Origin of the sequence: Brumicola blandensis (assembly GCF_031846165.1) — a bacterium.
Classification (GTDB): domain Bacteria; phylum Pseudomonadota; class Gammaproteobacteria; order Enterobacterales; family Alteromonadaceae; genus Glaciecola; species Glaciecola blandensis.
The window spans coordinates 56,972-72,924 of sequence record NZ_JAVRIE010000001.1; the positions used below are offsets into that span (position 1 = coordinate 56,972).

The 15,953-nt window shown below is 44.0% G+C and carries 12 protein-coding genes; 2 read left to right on the forward strand and 10 right to left on the reverse strand.

What is annotated here, in order from left to right; genetic code table 11:
• Positions 1-16: 16 nt before the first annotated feature.
• The 10 genes from putP to RM544_RS00330 form a co-directional block, all read right to left on the reverse strand.
• A complete protein-coding gene (putP, locus tag RM544_RS00285; RefSeq protein ID WP_311359785.1) occupies positions 17-1,537 on the reverse strand; it encodes a sodium/proline symporter PutP in 1,521 nt (506 codons plus the stop codon).
• Between the two features lie 147 nt (positions 1,538-1,684).
• Positions 1,685-2,389 (reverse strand): DUF3379 family protein, encoded by a 705-nt coding sequence (locus tag RM544_RS00290; RefSeq protein WP_311359786.1) that lies wholly within the window; start codon positions 2,387-2,389, stop codon positions 1,685-1,687.
• Positions 2,382-2,939 carry a sigma-70 family RNA polymerase sigma factor gene (locus RM544_RS00295; protein ID WP_311359787.1) on the reverse strand — a complete coding sequence of 186 codons (558 nt, stop codon included), beginning with the start codon at positions 2,937-2,939 and terminating at the stop codon, positions 2,382-2,384. The genes RM544_RS00290 and RM544_RS00295 overlap by 8 nt, the downstream gene beginning before the upstream one ends.
• Positions 2,940-3,129: 190 nt before the next feature.
• Complete coding sequence (locus RM544_RS00300; protein ID WP_311359788.1) at positions 3,130-5,019, reverse strand: DUF885 domain-containing protein; 1,890 nt, start codon at positions 5,017-5,019, stop codon at positions 3,130-3,132.
• A 99-nt stretch (positions 5,020-5,118) separates the two neighbouring features.
• Positions 5,119-6,870: a BatD family protein gene (locus RM544_RS00305; protein WP_311359789.1), complete on the reverse strand. Its 1,752-nt coding sequence runs from the start codon at positions 6,868-6,870 to the stop codon at positions 5,119-5,121.
• 2 nt (positions 6,871-6,872) lie between these two features.
• Complete coding sequence (locus RM544_RS00310; RefSeq protein ID WP_311359790.1) at positions 6,873-8,759, reverse strand: vWA domain-containing protein; 1,887 nt, start codon at positions 8,757-8,759, stop codon at positions 6,873-6,875.
• Complete coding sequence (locus RM544_RS00315) at positions 8,756-9,775, reverse strand: vWA domain-containing protein (protein WP_311359791.1); 1,020 nt, start codon at positions 9,773-9,775, stop codon at positions 8,756-8,758. Before RM544_RS00315 ends, RM544_RS00310 begins: the two co-directional genes overlap by 4 nt.
• Positions 9,768-10,247: a DUF4381 domain-containing protein gene (locus RM544_RS00320; RefSeq protein ID WP_311359792.1), complete on the reverse strand. Its 480-nt coding sequence runs from the start codon at positions 10,245-10,247 to the stop codon at positions 9,768-9,770. Before RM544_RS00320 ends, RM544_RS00315 begins: the two co-directional genes overlap by 8 nt.
• Positions 10,244-11,206: a DUF58 domain-containing protein gene (locus RM544_RS00325; RefSeq protein WP_311359793.1), complete on the reverse strand. Its 963-nt coding sequence runs from the start codon at positions 11,204-11,206 to the stop codon at positions 10,244-10,246. The genes RM544_RS00320 and RM544_RS00325 overlap by 4 nt, the downstream gene beginning before the upstream one ends.
• A 34-nt stretch (positions 11,207-11,240) precedes the next feature.
• Positions 11,241-12,197 (reverse strand): AAA family ATPase, encoded by a 957-nt coding sequence (locus RM544_RS00330; protein WP_311359794.1) that lies wholly within the window; start codon positions 12,195-12,197, stop codon positions 11,241-11,243.
• Positions 12,198-12,488: 291 nt separating this feature from the next.
• On the opposite strand from RM544_RS00330, the gene fadI reads away from it, so the two are divergent.
• Positions 12,489-13,799: an acetyl-CoA C-acyltransferase FadI gene (gene fadI, locus RM544_RS00335; protein WP_311359795.1), complete on the forward strand. Its 1,311-nt coding sequence runs from the start codon at positions 12,489-12,491 to the stop codon at positions 13,797-13,799.
• Positions 13,799-15,907 (forward strand): fatty acid oxidation complex subunit alpha FadJ, encoded by a 2,109-nt coding sequence (gene fadJ, locus RM544_RS00340; RefSeq protein WP_311359796.1) that lies wholly within the window; start codon positions 13,799-13,801, stop codon positions 15,905-15,907. The genes fadI and fadJ overlap by 1 nt, the downstream gene beginning before the upstream one ends.
• Positions 15,908-15,953 lie beyond the last annotated feature (46 nt).

Here is a 15,953-nt window from a genome sequence, read left to right on the forward strand (position 1 = left end):
GAACAACCCCTACATTTTATTTTGTGCTTTCACTAGCATATCTATCGGCAAAATCTTGAAATAGTGTCGTGATATTTTTATTTTTCTCAGGTTTTATCTTTGAAACGATAATAATCACAAGGCTCGACACTATAAAGCCAGGGATGATCGCATATAAATCATCATTTAAAGAGGCTCCATTTTCACCTAATGGTGCATAAATCCATACTAATACAGTTGCCGCTCCAGAGATGATAGCGCCGATTGCGGCTGTTCTGCTCATGTTTTTCCATAGCAGCGAGAAGATCACTAAGGGCCCAAATGCTGCACCGAAGCCTGCCCAAGCATTGCTTACTAAGCTGAGGATACTGCTGTTTCTATCGAAAGCTAACATGATAGCCACAACTGCTACTGCAGCAACACTTATTCTGCCAATAACCACTTGTTTCTTTTCGCTACAGTCTTTTTCAATAAATGCTGCATATACGTCGCGAGTAAGTGAACTTGAAGTGACCAAGAGCTGAGAGGATATTGTACTCATAATAGCAGCCAAGATGGCGGCGAGTAAGAAACCGCCAATGAGCGGATTAAAGAGAATTTGTGAGAGGGTGATGAATACCGTCTCAGGATCATCAAGTTGTTGCCCTGTTGCGTTCATATAAGCGAGACCAAACAAACCGGTCGATGCCGCACCGAATAGTGAAACTATCATCCATGACATGCCAATTCGTCTAGCTGCTGGCATTTGCTTGATGCTAGATATTGCCATGAAACGCACTATGATATGAGGTTGGCCAAAATAGCCCAAGCCCCACGACATTAGCGACACTATACCAATGAAGCTTAAAGCAACGCCAGTATTAGCATCAACAAATAAAGACACTAGATTCGGATCGGAGTCAGAGAGCGCAGTAATAGTGCTATTAATACCACCTAGCTCGAAAATAACCACAGTGGGAACCAATATCAAGGCAATGAACATAATCACGCCCTGCACAAAATCGGTCATGCTGACGGCCATGAATCCACCAATTAAGGTGTAACAAACCACAACGCCAGCCGTGATGTAAAGCCCCACTTCGTAGTTTAAGCCGAATGATGATTCGAATAATTTACCGCCAGCGGCGATACCTGAGCTGGTGTATAGCGTAAAAAATATAATGATGACAATGGACGCGATAATTCTGAGTGAGTGAGAGTCATCATGAAAACGGTTTTCAAAGTAGTCGGGTAGGGTAATGGCGTCTTTTGCGACTTCCGTGAAAACTCTGAGTCTAGGGGCAACCAGTAAATAGTTAAGCCATGCGCCGGCCACCAAGCCAAACGCTATCCAAAGTGAGGAAGCGCCGGAAAGGTACATTGCACCCGGTACCCCTAGCAACATCCAACCGCTCATGTCAGAAGCACCAGCGGATAAAGCGACGACCGGTGCGCTGAGTTTGCGTCCACCTAACAAATAGCCTGAAGACGTTTCCTCATTGCTACGGTAGGCATAAACACCGATGCCAATCATTGCGATAAAATAGAGTGCTAAGGATATTAACGTACCAGTTTCCATGGGTCTCACTTTTGTCTATAAAATTCAAAACAATAGGGTAACAGATCGAGGTGTCTTTCTAAACCATTGGACAATATATAACAAAAAACCCGCAGCAAGGTGTCGTTAACGACCCATGCTGCGGGTTTTATTAAAAACGTTTAGAACTTAGAAGGTAAACGCTGCTTTGGCTGTCTGCTGTAACTTAGCGACTTCGCTTTTGTCATCACCAACAATAATGATTTTGGCAGACTCAAGTAAAAATGAACTGCCAACAAGGTCGTCTTTACTAAAGTCTTCTTTTAGCTCTTTGCTTTCGTTGTCCGGGACAATAAACAGCGAAATTAAGCCTTTTTCACCTTTGATGATCATGTGTAGACTTTTAATTTTGTCTAAATAGCAGTAGTTAGCTGACACAACATCGCCAATTTCTTCGCTTAACTTGCCATTAAACGTTGCCATCTTTTCATTGATTTTATCGTTGGACACGCCAGCACCCGACATCATGATTTCTTTTTCCATGTATTCATGACTTACATGTGCAAAAACATCATTGGCTAAACCATTGTCACCTGCCAGCAATGTCATATAACCAATCCCCGCAAACATGGCTACTGAGGCGGCCATAGCGACATACCAAGGTCGCTTTTGGCGACGTTGCGTAAATTCATCCATACCTTGCCTAAGTATCAGTTTTTCAGCAAAATTCTCTGGTACAGGAATATTCATCGCCTGAACCATCTGAGCATCTAATGCTTTTACTTCATCCCAAAACGCTTGTTTTGATGGGTCGTCCATTGCTGCTTTAATCACATCAGGATCTTGTGTGTTTGGGTCAGCATAAATGGTGCGACGGAACGTTAACTCATCCATTTACCTGTTCTCCTGTAGTTTGGTCACCCAAAAGGGCTTCTTTAATTTGGTTTCTTGCTCTAAATAGTCTGGTCATTACCGTGTTTTTATTTAAATTAAGCTGCTCAGCAATCTCTTCGCCACTAAAACCCATTAATATCTGCATCATTAATGGCTCTCTATACTCTTCACTGAGTCCTGACATTATCCTACGTAACTCTCGATGCTCTAATGTGACATCACCAAAATCGTTGGGATCGGCTACAGCGACATCATCAATATCAACTAGGTCGAATTGCTTGCGTTCAAAGCGTCGTGCGTTTTCTCTGCGCAGGATAGTGATTAACCATGACTTTGCCGCAGCTTCGTCTTTGAGTGAATCAAGTGATTTCCATGCACGTAAGAATGTTTCTTGCACAACGTCTTCAGCAACCGCTTTGTCTTTTATAAGCCACATTGCATAGCGAAAAATATCGGTATGTAATGCTTTCACGAGGGCTTCATATCGTTTTTGTTTTTTCATCATGTCAGTAGAGACCGATGGCTTTTGAGTTTTATTTCGCGAGAACATGAAAATTCTTAATTTATTTTATGAGATAGCGCAGAATAGGGAGTTCACACTTTATGCAACTTCTCGTAATCACCATTGATTGAATTAAGAATACGTTATTTGGCGTGAGAGTTCGAATTTGATTTAGGGCATAAAAAAATCGCAAGTCAGTAAAGAATTGCGATTTTCTTAGAAAGTGCTAAATCTGAGCTTATTTCGTTGCTGCAATCCACTTATTGATCTTATCTTCTAAGATATCCATTGGTACCGGACCATCTTTGAGGATAGTGTCATGGAAGCCACGATAGTCAAATTTATCGCCAAGTTCAGCTTGTGCTTTTTCACGTAGTTCCATGATTTTTATCTTACCTATCAGGTAAGCGGTTGCTTGACCTGGCATAGCAATATATCGCTCAATGGCTTTCACCGAGTCGGCTTCAGGGTTTGGTGTGTTATCAATTAGGTATTGGATCGCTTTGTCACGACTCCATTTCATTTCATGAATACCTGTATCTACAACCAATCTGCAAGCGCGCCATAGCTCCATTGCTAGGCGACCGAAGTCAGAGTAAGGGTCAACATAAAAACCCATATCTTTGCCAAGCTCTTCGGTGTATAGACCCCATCCCTCTGTATAGGCAGTAAATGAGACATATTTTTGGAACTCAGGGATGCCATCTAATTCTTGAGCAATAGCTCGTTGCATGTGGTGGCCAGGAATACCTTCATGATAAGCCAATGCTTCCATTTGGTAGGTTGGCATACTTCTCATATCGTAAAGGTTTGCGTAGTACGTTCCGGGACGGCTGCCGTCTTGCGAAGGACTCTGATAGAAAGCTTTACCTGCTGATTGCTCTCTGAATGCCTCGACACGTTTAACAACCATTCTGGCTTTCGGCTTTAATCCAAAATAGTCGTCTAGTTTTGCTTCCATCGCGTCAATATAGTCTTTGGCTTCAGCCATATAACGTTGGCGACCTTCTTCGCTGTCTTCATAATAAAACTGGTCATCGTTACGCATGAAAGTGAAAAACTCTTGAAGCGTGCCCTCAAACTTGACTTGCTTCATGATGTCGCGCATTTGATTGTGGATGCGTTCAACATTTGCAAGACCGATTTGATGTACTTGTTCTGCATTCAGGTCGGTGGTAGTAAACCAATTCAATCGGTTCTGGTACCATTCACTGCCATTAGGCAAGCGCCAAACACCGTCACCTTCAGGCGTCAGTAATCGTTGGGTGCTTAATTCTTGCATAAGCTTTTCATAGGCCGGTTTGACAGAGCCTGTCAGTGCCTCATTGGCAGATGCGATCAAGCCACCTTTTTCCGCATTACTTAGCCCGATAGCATCTAGCTTTTGTTTAAAGTCAGCAAGAATCGTGGAATCATATGGACTTTCGAAGAACGGATTGCCTTTAACCACGTTTGCTGAAGCTTGGATCATTTGATCATACGCCCATCGAGGAGGGAAAACGCCCAGCTCTTGACGAATTTTTAGTTGTTCAGCAACTTGGTCGAACAACGGTGCGACATTGTTGAGACGAGCAATGTAAGCTTCTGCATCTGACACATCTTCAATGCGATGGATATTGATTAGGAAACTAGGAACAACCGTGTGCCATGCTCTAAACTGATGCATGACATAGGTATGATGTCTAAATTCGTCATTCGCTAGCTTACGCTCAATATCGGCAATGTAGAGTTGCAAGCTTAACTTTTCAGTTTCGCTAAGTGTTGATTCGTCAAACGCTTTTGCTTGGCTTAACCTAGTTTCCATTAAGCTGCGGGTTTCGTCAGCGTGGGCATCTGAAATATCACCCCACTTGTCATAATCCCACTTCAGCCCTAAATAGCTTTGCGCCATTGGCGAACGTTTCAAATCAGTTTCACGGCTTTGCTTAAAAAAAGCGGCGAGTTTTTGTGATTCCGTTTCTGGTGCTTTCTCAACCGCAGCGCTTCCAGCATTATTTTGCGCTGTTTCGTTGTTGGGAGCTGGGCTGCATGCGCCAAGTGCAAAAACTAAACTAGACACCGCGAATAATCGCAGGCCTGTTTCGATAGTTTTAGATCCTTTTGGCTTTGATGAATTTAATGTTTTCACTCGCTGCTTCATAGTTTGTCGTTCGCTTATTTTTATTAGATGCCTTTAGATTACAGTATAGAACAGATTAAATCACGCGATCCACCCGTTGCGGCTGCCTCAAGTATTTGATTCACTTTGAGGGTATAAGGCCAATGACTCGGATTTTTTCTTGCTATTTTGTAAGTGTTTCTGGCGCAATGCCGCCAGGTTTTCTATGAGTTTTGTCGCGCTAGCCTCAGATTCGGGAGCATCGGCACTTGCACTGTATGACGAGGCAACCCATTGATTAAAGTTGACTAAGCAATCCTGTGCTTCAAGTGCAGTCAAGGTTTGTGCAATTGAGCCTACTTGTTCGTTGCTGATGTAGGAAAGCCAGTGGCGTAATGTCTGATTTGTCTGATGTTGATTACCTTGCGCAATCGCCTTTTGAAGTAAGGCCCACGTGGCTTTTTCGTCTGCATTGTCAGATTCTATTTGTATAAAACCCTTATCTCGCTTTCTATTTTTTGCACTTTCGATAAGTTTCAACCCACCTTGGGTGAACAGCACTATAGCGAAAATGATCACGCTCAGTAGCCAAAGAATGAACAAACTAATATGCAACCAGTCAATTCTAAACTCATCATTTTGCGCCGACAGAGTACTTGTATTGTTATCAGGCTTTTTATTTTCAGCTTGAATCGGCTCAATGGACGAACTTGATGTTGTTGCTGCTTGCACTTGAATGCTGCGCGCCGGTAATTTCGCATACTCCGTTTGCTTGGTGACAATATTGAACCAAGGTACGACTACTTCACCCAGCACAAAAGTACCAGGGCGATTAGGAATAATTGCTTCACTGTGAATACGTTGAGCGTAAAGGATACCATTGCGGTCTACAGTTGCGGTATTCGCTTGGTCTGGATAAGTTTTAAAGTCTGGAGGGTAAATGCCCGTAATATCAGGTAACTGTTCTTCAACCAGACCCGCAGCAGTCAGTGTAATGGTTCGAGTGATCGGTTGGCCAACAACGAATTGATCTGTTGACCCTTGCCACTCCTCATTCAGGGTGACAAATTCACTGGGTAGCCAATGCTCTGTATAGCTTTGTGGTATGGGCAAAACGGTCAATTGAATGGCGTTCGATGAGCGGTTTATTGGTTTGGTTCTTGAAATGAACCCAAAAGATTGACGACTGTCAGTTAAGGCTTCTCCTTGAAAGACTGTGCCACTGACTGTAAAAGCGCCGCTTTGTTGCGGAATAATGGCATAGGTCCGTTCAATAACACGATATTGTACACCATTGACCAAGTCTTCATATTCCTTGTCTTCACCAATTTGTTTGATGATCGCATTTTCTAGCTCTGGGCCCTGTATGCTGCCGCGTTGAATATTTTTTCGCATGTACAGTTTGGTGGTGTATTTAACCTGTTGCTGCAAATAAACTTCATCCATATCGACATCAGAACGGATAAAGAAGTCTCTAGGTGTCGAGCCTTGGCTAGATCCTATTGGCATAACGATGAGTTCGATAGGTTTGCTGGTTTTTCCGTCAACGGTAATCGCTGGAATGGCAAACTTTCCTGTCGAACGCGGGAATAACTGCGTTACCCAAGTGGTTGTTTTAGTGGTGACGAAATTAACCGAGCGTGTCGATTGACTCACTGAGGTGTTAGATAAGCGAAAGTCTTTTTCGAGTATAGATAAATCTAATTCATTTGATGAAGGGCTACCTTGCGCACTGACAATGAGTTGTACTGCTTCATCGACTAAAATTGGATTTTTATCTAGTGATACCCTTAAATCAGTGATCTGAGCGTGAGTCGCTATGGGTAATAGCAGTGTTAAAAAAGCAACTAAGCGAATAGTCCAAGCTGAGTTGAATTTCATTCTTACCAATCCTTCTTATTTGGGCGATTAAGTCTTTCTCTACGACGTTGTTGTGATTCCAAAAGCATTTTTCTCTGTAATAAGTATGCAGGGTCATCGGGTACTTTGTTCATTAGCATTTGCATTCGTTGCATTTGTTCCCGCTGCTCTGGCGTCATGTCTTCTTCAGATACCTGTTGAACAGCTGCTTGTTGTTCTTCGGGTTTCTCGTTCTCGGCTTCTTCACCAGCCTGTTGTGCATTTTGCTCTTGTTCGTTTTGTTGTTCTTCTGTTGGTTCTGGTTGTTCTTGTCCCTGCTCATCTTTGGGTTCGCCGTTATTGCCGCTTTGTTGCGACTCAGACTCTTGTTCTTGATCATCGCCTTGCTCTGAGCCTTGGTCTTGTTGCTGGTTCTGCTCGCCGTTTTGGCTTTGATCACCATCTTGCTGCTGACCGTCTTGCTGTTCTTGTTGATTCTGCTCACCAGAAGAGTCTTGATCAGAGTTTTCGGAGTCCTGCTTTTCCTGTTGCTCTTGCTGCTCTAGGAGTTCTTCAATGAGTTTTTTATTCGCCATTGCGTTCGCATGACCAGGATGAAGCGCTAAGGCCTTTTCAAATTGAGCAATTGCGTCTTGTAGTTGACCGAGCTTGGCTAGAGTATTTCCTTGATTGTAGTGAGATTCAGCGCCGGGAACTTGTTGGAACGCTTCTAAGGCCGCTTCATAATTTTGTTGTTTGTATAAAGCCGCACCTTTCCACATTTGGTTTTTAAATAATTGGCTGGCGGTCTCGTAATCTTCATTTTGATATGAGTCAACGCCTTGCTGGTCTGCATTCTTAAAAACTTTGTCGTACCATTGCTGTGCAAATACTTGTTCTGAAGGCAGCATAAATGTGAATGCCAATGTCACGACTAATAGACCTTTCCTAAAAGCCAGCAATGCAAAGGGGAGAATGAGGAGTACGATGAATGCGCCCATATCTTGCCACTGGTCACCTTCACCAATAATGTCATTATTGACTTGATCTTGCTCGAGTACTAGAGGTGATAACAGCATATTTTCAATATCGCTGTCATTGATTTGAACTGGGGTGTAGCGTCCAGCAGTATTGCCAATAACCTGATTGAATAGGTCACTTTGTAGTGTTGGCAGAACAATGTTACCTCTAGTGTCTTTGAGAAAGCCACCGTCTAAAAGCTTTATTGGAGCACCAACTTTCGTACCCACGCCCAAGGCTGAATAGCGGTAAGGGGAGCGGCTAACAAATTCACGAAGTTCTTCAACATCTTCAGGGTCTATACCGTCGGATATCCAATAAATCTCGCCTTTTGTGTAGCCCGCAGATGCCAGCAGTTGCTCAGCCGTTTCAAAGGCAATAATTGGTACGCTGCCAGGAATAGGCATTATTTCAGGGCGTAAACTTGGCACTAGGGCTGTGATATTGCTTGGGTCAGCTGTCAATGGACTGACAGTAAATGCATCGCCAGCATAGACGACTAAACCTACTTCGCCGTCGTCTAGCATATTGAGCAAATCAATAGTCTTAAACTTAGCAATTGATAAACGATCTGGTTTCAAGTCAGTGGCGCGCATAGACATCGACATGTCCAAAATGACCACTTTACCCGTTTCAACTTGATAAACCGGTTGAGGAAGCTTTTCCCATGTAGGGCCTGCCATTGCTACAGATGCAAGTATCCAAGCGAAGGCCAGCAAAAAGAAAGGGGGTTTACTCGCTTTTTTGTCTTTTGATATGACGAGGTGCTGATATAAGTGTGAAGAGACTAAGCCCTGCCATCCATTTTTTTTCGCATTTACTTTACTAAGTAAGAATGCAATGAATAACAAAGGAATGATCGCATAAAGCCATTCAGGACGAATGAAGTGGAATGCTTGCCAATCAATCATACTTGCTCTCCCTTTGTTTGTGTTGACGAGCGGCTTAACCACTGAGTAAAGAGATAAACTAAGGCGTATAAAATGCTAATGATTATAGCTACACCAAGTGGTAAGAAAAATAAAGATGTGAGCGGTCTGAGCTTTTGACCTTCTCCTTGAATTGGTTCAAGGGTATCTAATGTGGCATAAATACGTTCCATTTCTTCAGCATCTCTGGCTCTGAAGTATTGCCCTCCCGTGCTCTCGGCTAGTTGCGTAAGGAGCTTTTCGTCGAGATCCTGTGAAGGATTATACGATCTGCGACCAAACAAACTATTAATGACCATTTCATCAGCGCCTACCCCGATAGTATAGATCGTGATATTTTTATTCACAGCCAGCTCATTCGCTTGCTCTGGTGATAAATTACCAGCAGTATTTTGCCCGTCCGTTAATAGGATCAGCACGCGGTTAGAGGTTTCTTTATTGTCATAGCGTTTCGCCGCTAAACCAACTGCGTCGCCAATGGCTGTTTTTTCACCCACTAGGCCAATCACCGCCTCATCAAGCAGCGTGGCTACGGTTGAGCGATCAAAAGTAAGTGGCGCTTGCAAATAAGCAGTGTCAGCAAATAGTATCAGGCCAAGGCGATCACCAACTCTACGCTCAATAAAGTCTGTAAGAACATGCTTGGTCATGACTAAACGGTTTACTGTGCTACCTTCCACTTGCATATCTTCTTGTTTCATTGAGCCAGACAAGTCCACGGCTATCATAAGGTCCCGACCTTCATTTGGGATCGCAATCGGTTCACCGAGCCATTGTGGCCTTGCTGCAGCGGCAACTAAACAACACCAAATTAGGCTTGCTAGCAATAGACGTCCTCGTGCGCGCCTGGGTGCTTGAGTGCTGCTGGTCCCCAAAGTGAGATAATTTGGTACTAACAAGGCTGCAGATTCAGATTGGTTTTTTTTTGGCAGTAAAAAATAGACTAGTAGGGGCAGTGGCAAAGCTGCTAATACCCAAATCCAAGCGAACTCAAACATCCTGACTCCTTGGTGGAAGGGCTTTATTCAACCACTCATTGACTGCATTACTGGCAGACTCAGGATCAATATTGACATCAGCTTGGTACAAGCTCTCAGTCAATAAACGTAGGGTGTTTTTTTGTGTATCGTTAAGGTCATGTTGTGAGAACAAAAATTGCAACCAGGCTTGTCCGTGCATCGCGCTCAGATTTTTGTTAGGGAAGTAGTGAATACATGCCGCTCTAAGTACATGATGAATTTCCTCTAGAGCGCTTGTTTCAGTCAATGGAATTGCCCGCAACGTTAGCAGTGCTTTGCGTTTTACGCGACGTTTTTGGCGATACTTTATTGTTGCGTAGCTTGCTGCAATCAAAGTCATACAGGCAACGATTATTAACACCCACCATCCCCAAGCCAAGGGCCAGTAAGACACCTCATTGCCGACACTAATATCTGCTAGGTTTTCCAATGCTTGATCTAAAGGGTTCATAGTAACTCCCCCATATCTCTATTATTCAGTTGAAGCTCAAGTGGCAGACCGGCAGACACTGTTCTCAGCGGGATAGCATAGCGAGCAAAGGCTGACTTTATCTCTGCAAAATGGGCTGCTTGGCGATCTGCATAGTCTTGGCTAGATTGTGCCTCGCCCACGTTAATCTGTTGGCGTGATATGCCATTAGTTACACTCAAACTTTGCTTGATATTGGTTTGTGGCAAGGCAACTTCCATTGGGTCATTCACTAGCATCGCTTTTATTTCACAATGTCTATTAATATTGCCGATGGTGGCCATCGCCTCGTCTGATAAGCCATTGAAGTCGCTGATTAAGTAGACTAATGCACCGGGTTTCGCCACATGTTGCAGCCTTCGGATTGCTTGAGTGAAAACCGCTTGGGCGTCTACTTTCTTGGCTTCGAAACTGGGCCGGTGGATATCTACAAGTCCTTGCATAAACGTTAAAGCACTTTTCGCCTGTGCTTTGGGTTTTAATTCAATATCTTGTTCATTATTGAATATTAGTCCACCCACTTTATCGCCTCGCTGGATAGCATTCCAAGTGATCAATGAGGACAGGTGAGCTGCTTGAACCGATTTACATAAATACGCAGTACCGAAATACATAGATTGTGAAAAGTCGGTAAACACAAATACTGGACGGTCTCTTTCTTCCCTAAATACTTTGGTGTGTGTTTTTCCTGTGCGAGCAGTTACGCGCCAGTCGATACTACGAATGTCGTCACCGGCTTGATAGTGTCGTGCTTCATCAAACTCCATCCCACGACCTTTAATTTTGGAGCGGTCGCCACCAGAAAGTGCCCCAGCGATATCTCTACTTGGACTTAAATTCAGTAAGTTTGACAAGGAGCGGTACTCTAATAATTCAGGCAGAGTTAACTCCACGCCATTGGTCTTATATTTAGCCAGCCATTCAGGCACCATTGGATTCATCGATTTACCAACCTACTTCAAATCAACATTTAGTCTAACCAACGGGAACAAGTTTCAGAATGTTGTCTAGCACTGAATTAGCGCTAACACCTTCAGCCTGCGCTTGATAACTCAAGATGATGCGGTGACGCAACACATTATGTAAAACGGCTTGTACATCGTCTGGTCCGACAAAGTCGCGCCCATTTAGCCAAGCATGCGCTCTGGCACAGCGTTCTAATGCTATCGTTGCTCTTGGGCTTGCGCCAATTTCAATCCAGTTTGCAAGCTCCGCACTGTAATTCTGTGGCTGGCGGGTCGCCATAATGAGCTGAACGATATAGCTTTCCAGCGCAGGTGAAACATGCATATCCATGATGTCTGCTCTGGCTTTTGCGATATCTTCTTGGCTTAGTTTCTCAACGATAGGTTTTGCTGTTTTAATCGCTTCGCCACGAGTCAGCCTAAGAATCTCTAGCTCAGTGTCGGCGCCTGGATAATCAATTTCAACGTGCATTAAAAAACGGTCTAACTGAGCTTCAGGCAAGGGGTAGGTTCCCTCTTGCTCTAAGGGGTTCTGAGTTGCCATGACTAAAAATAGTTCGGAAAGAGGGTAGGTCGTGTTGCCTACCGTTATTTGGCGTTCTGCCATTGCCTCTAACAGTGCCGACTGAACTTTAGCTGGTGCACGGTTGATTTCATCAGCCAACACTAAATTGTGGAAGAGAGGGCCTTTTTGAAATATAAATTCACCAGTCTCGGGACGATAAATATCCGTGCCTGTGAGATCAGCTGGCAACAGATCCGGTGTGAATTGCACGCGATGGAAGTCAGCAACAATGCCATCTGATAGCGAGTTTACAGCGCGAGTTTTGGCGAGCCCCGGAGGGCCTTCGACCAGCAGGTGACCATCTGCCAAAAGCGCAATGAGAATACTGAGAGTTAAGGAAGGTTGCCCCAAAACTTGCGTGTTTAAATGGGACTGCAATTGCTTAAATTCTTCTACTGCCATCAGTTATTAGCCTTTCATTCTTATTTTTGGGTAATTAATCTAAATCAACACAGGGTTGTGATGAATTTCTGCTACTCTTATATGCGGATATTATTTCTGAATTCAACATTCGACTCGCAAAAACCTCAATGGTTCTGGCAGTTTGCTGTTTTTTATTGTTCGTGTTGAATATCTTTGATGGTGTGGTTCAGCCAAATATTTGAATTTTTGTTCAGATTTTGTCAAAATACTGGTTTGAGGTCTGACCAGACGCGTCTTTCATCATTAATTTTAATGGCTATAGGATAAAGTATGTCAAATAAACAAGTTTTAAAAACCCAACAGGGCGATCGTATCGCAATTGTTGCAGGTTTGCGCACGCCGTTTGCCAAAATGGCCACAAATTTTCATGGTGTGCCTGCCGTTGACTTAGCCAAAATGGTTGTTAACGAATTAATGCTCAAAAACGACATCGATCCAGCAATTATCGAACAAGTTGTCTATGGCCAAGTGGTTCAGATGCCTGAAGCCCCGAATATTGCTCGTGAAGTAGTGCTCGGTACTGGTATGGGTGTGCATACTGATGCTTACAGTGTATCAAGAGCGTGTGCGACAAGTTTTCAATCTACTGTGAATATTGCTGAGTCTATGATCGTCGGCAACATTGAAGTAGGTATTGCCGGTGGAGCAGACTCAACCTCCGTTTCGCCGATTGGTGTATCGAAGAAGCTCGGTCGCGCTTTAGTTGATTTACAAAAAACGAAAACACTCGGTCAGAAGTTAAGTGTGCTTAGGAAGCTTGGTTTAAAAGATTTATTACCAGTGCCGCCAGCAGTTGCTGAGTACTCAACAGGTTTGTCGATGGGACAGACTGCTGAGCAAATGGCCAAAACGCATAGTATTTCGCGTCATGCTCAAGACGAACTTGCGCATCGCTCGCACACTTTAGCAGCCCAAAATTGGGAAGCGGGCAATCTTGATGGAGAAGTGATGACAGCTTATCCTGAGCCATTCAAAGCTGCATTTTCTCGTGACAATAATATTCGCTTTGATTCTAAACTTGAGGGATACGCAAAGCTTCGCCCTGTATTTGATAAAAAGCATGGTTCGGTAACAGCCGCAAATGCAACGCCTTTGACAGATGGTGCTTCAGCGGTTGTGATGATGACCGAGAGCAAAGCGAAAGCCTTGGGTTACCAGCCTATCGGTTACTTGAAAAGCTATGCGTTTGCTGCAATTGACGTGTGGGAAGACATGTTAATGGGGCCGTCCTACGCTAGCCCAATAGCTCTAGAGAGAGCTGGTATGACGCTTAATGACCTCACCTTAATCGAAATGCACGAAGCCTTCGCAGCACAAACATTATCGAACGTGAAAATGTTTGCTAGCGATAAGTTTGCGAAAGAGAAGCTTGGCCGTGACAAGGCGATTGGTGAAATTGATATGGATAAATTTAACGTAATGGGTAGTTCACTAGCTTATGGACATCCGTTCGCTGCAACGGGGACGCGTATGATTACCCAAATGCTTAACGAATTGAACCGCAGAGGCGGTGGTACTGGTCTATTAACAGCATGTGCTGCGGGTGGCTTAGGTGCAGCGATGATTGTGGAGACTGAATAATGAGTGCATTTACTTTAACAAAACGTGAAGACGGCATAGCTATTTTGACAATGGATGTGCCTGGCGAGACGATGAATACTTTAAAAGCCGACTTTGGTGACGAAGTAACAGCAATCCTAGATCAAGTAGAAAGTGATGCTGACATTAAAGGGGTTGTCGTAACCAGTGGTAAAAAAGATTCTTTCGTTGCGGGTGCTGATGTTTCAATGCTAGCTGCCTGCAATTCGGCCGATGAAGCAGAAGAGTTATCTACGGCAGGCCAAAGGTTGTTTGATCGCATTGAAGGCATGAAAAAGACCTTCGTTGCTGCAGTGCATGGTCCAGCGTTGGGTGGTGGACTAGAGCTTGCGCTAGCTTGTCACTATCGAGTTTGTTCTGACAGCCCTAAAACACAACTTGGTTTACCTGAAGTCCAACTTGGCCTTCTGCCTGGTAGCGGTGGTACACAGCGTTTACCTGCGCTCATTGGTGTGCAACAAGCGATGAAGATGATGCTCACTGGCGCGCCAGTAAGAGCCAAGCAGGCAAAGAAATACGGTATCGTTGACGATATGGTACCAGAATCAGTATTGGTCGATGTTGCTGTTGAATTTGCAATGAAGAAGATCAAAAAGCGTGAAAGCAAAAAATCGCTTACCAATAAAGTATTGGAAGATACGGGCTTCGGTCGCAATATTCTATTCAAAAAAGCACGCGAGCAAACGCTATCAAAGACCTTGGGGAATTACCCTGCACCAATGTATATCATTGATTGTATTGAGACAGGTCTGAATGACCGTCGCAAGGGCTACGCGACAGAAGCGCGTTTGTTTGGCCAATTAGTGATGACGCCTGAGTCGAAACAGCTCCGTGGTATCTTCTTCGCAACAACGGACATGAAAAAAGAGTCTGGTGTTGAGGGGGTTGAGCCTAAGAAAGTGAAGAAAGTAGGTGTTTTAGGTGGTGGTCTCATGGGTGGGGGTATTGCCTTTGTGACAGCGACTAAAGCCAAAGTGCCTGCGCGTATCAAAGACATTAATCCAGACGGCATTGCTGGTGCGCTTCGTTATACTTACGACATTTTGAACAAAAAAGTGAAAAGACGCTTCATGCGTAAAACTGAAATGCAGAATGAAATGTCTAGACTCAGTGGATGCTTAGATTATAGCGGTTACAAACAAAATGACATGGTCATCGAGGCTGTGTTTGAAGACCTAGGCTTGAAGCAAAAAATGGTTGCTGATATCGAAGAGCATTGTAACGACAACACTATCTTCGCGTCGAATACCTCTTCTATTCCAATTGGCGAGATTGCGGCTAAAGCAGCGCGTCCAGAAAATGTAGTAGGGCTACACTACTTTTCGCCAGTAGATAAGATGCCATTAGCGGAAGTTATCCCTCACGAGGGTACGTCAGAGCAAACTATTTCTACTACCGTAGAGTTTGCGAAACGTCAGGGTAAAACACCGATTGTGGTTAAAGATGGCGCGGGTTTCTACGTTAACCGTATTCTTGCCCCCTATATGAGTGAAGCCGGTTTTATTGCCTTAGAAGGGCAACCTCTAGACGCTATTGATAAAGCTATTACTAAGTTCGGTTTTCCGGTGGGTGCGTTCAAATTGTTGGATGAAGTGGGCATTGATGTTGGAACGAAGATTATTCCAATATTAAAAGGACAATTTGGTGAGCGATTCAACGCGCCAGAGGCCTTTGACAAACTACTTGAAAACGACCGCAAGGGTAAAAAGAATAAGTCAGGCTTTTATGATTACAGCGGTAAAAAGCCAGGTAAAGATATTGATGAGTCAGTATATCAACTACTTGGCGTTACGCCTGAGAAGAAGATGTCGGATGATACTGTCGTTGAGCGTTGTGTGCTGATGATGCTTAATGAGGCGGCGATGTGCTTAGAGGAAGGTGTTGTTAGAAACCCAAGAGACGGCGATATCGGTGCTATTTTCGGTATAGGTTTCCCTCCATTCCTAGGTGGCCCATTTAATTATATGGATAAACTAGGTATCGCTCACGTTGTTAAACGTTTAGAGCACTACGCTGAAAGCTACTCCGACAAGTACACACCAGCGAAGTTGTTAGTCAGTATGAGCGAAGAAGGCAAGACCTTTTACTAGAAGGTCCCCAATCTATCGTCATCCCTGAATCTACACGTCATCCCAA

What these genes read in the sequence shown, in the direction of transcription:
- putP (WP_311359785.1), bottom strand. Translation starts at nt 1,537, where the DNA reads ATGGAAACTGGTACGTTAATATCCTTAGCACTCTATTTTATCGCAATG.
- RM544_RS00290 (WP_311359786.1), bottom strand. Translation starts at nt 2,389, where the DNA reads ATGGATGAGTTAACGTTCCGTCGCACCATTTATGCTGACCCAAACACA.
- RM544_RS00295 (WP_311359787.1), bottom strand. Translation starts at nt 2,939, where the DNA reads ATGTTCTCGCGAAATAAAACTCAAAAGCCATCGGTCTCTACTGACATG.
- RM544_RS00305 (WP_311359789.1), bottom strand. Translation starts at nt 6,870, where the DNA reads ATGAAATTCAACTCAGCTTGGACTATTCGCTTAGTTGCTTTTTTAACA.
- RM544_RS00310 (WP_311359790.1), bottom strand. Translation starts at nt 8,759, where the DNA reads ATGATTGATTGGCAAGCATTCCACTTCATTCGTCCTGAATGGCTTTAT.
- RM544_RS00315 (WP_311359791.1), bottom strand. Translation starts at nt 9,775, where the DNA reads ATGTTTGAGTTCGCTTGGATTTGGGTATTAGCAGCTTTGCCACTGCCC.
- RM544_RS00320 (WP_311359792.1), bottom strand. Translation starts at nt 10,247, where the DNA reads ATGAACCCTTTAGATCAAGCATTGGAAAACCTAGCAGATATTAGTGTC.
- RM544_RS00325 (WP_311359793.1), bottom strand. Translation starts at nt 11,206, where the DNA reads ATGAATCCAATGGTGCCTGAATGGCTGGCTAAATATAAGACCAATGGC.
- RM544_RS00330 (WP_311359794.1), bottom strand. Translation starts at nt 12,197, where the DNA reads ATGGCAGTAGAAGAATTTAAGCAATTGCAGTCCCATTTAAACACGCAA.
- fadI (WP_311359795.1), top strand. Translation starts at nt 12,489, where the DNA reads ATGTCAAATAAACAAGTTTTAAAAACCCAACAGGGCGATCGTATCGCA.
- fadJ (WP_311359796.1), top strand. Translation starts at nt 13,799, where the DNA reads ATGAGTGCATTTACTTTAACAAAACGTGAAGACGGCATAGCTATTTTG.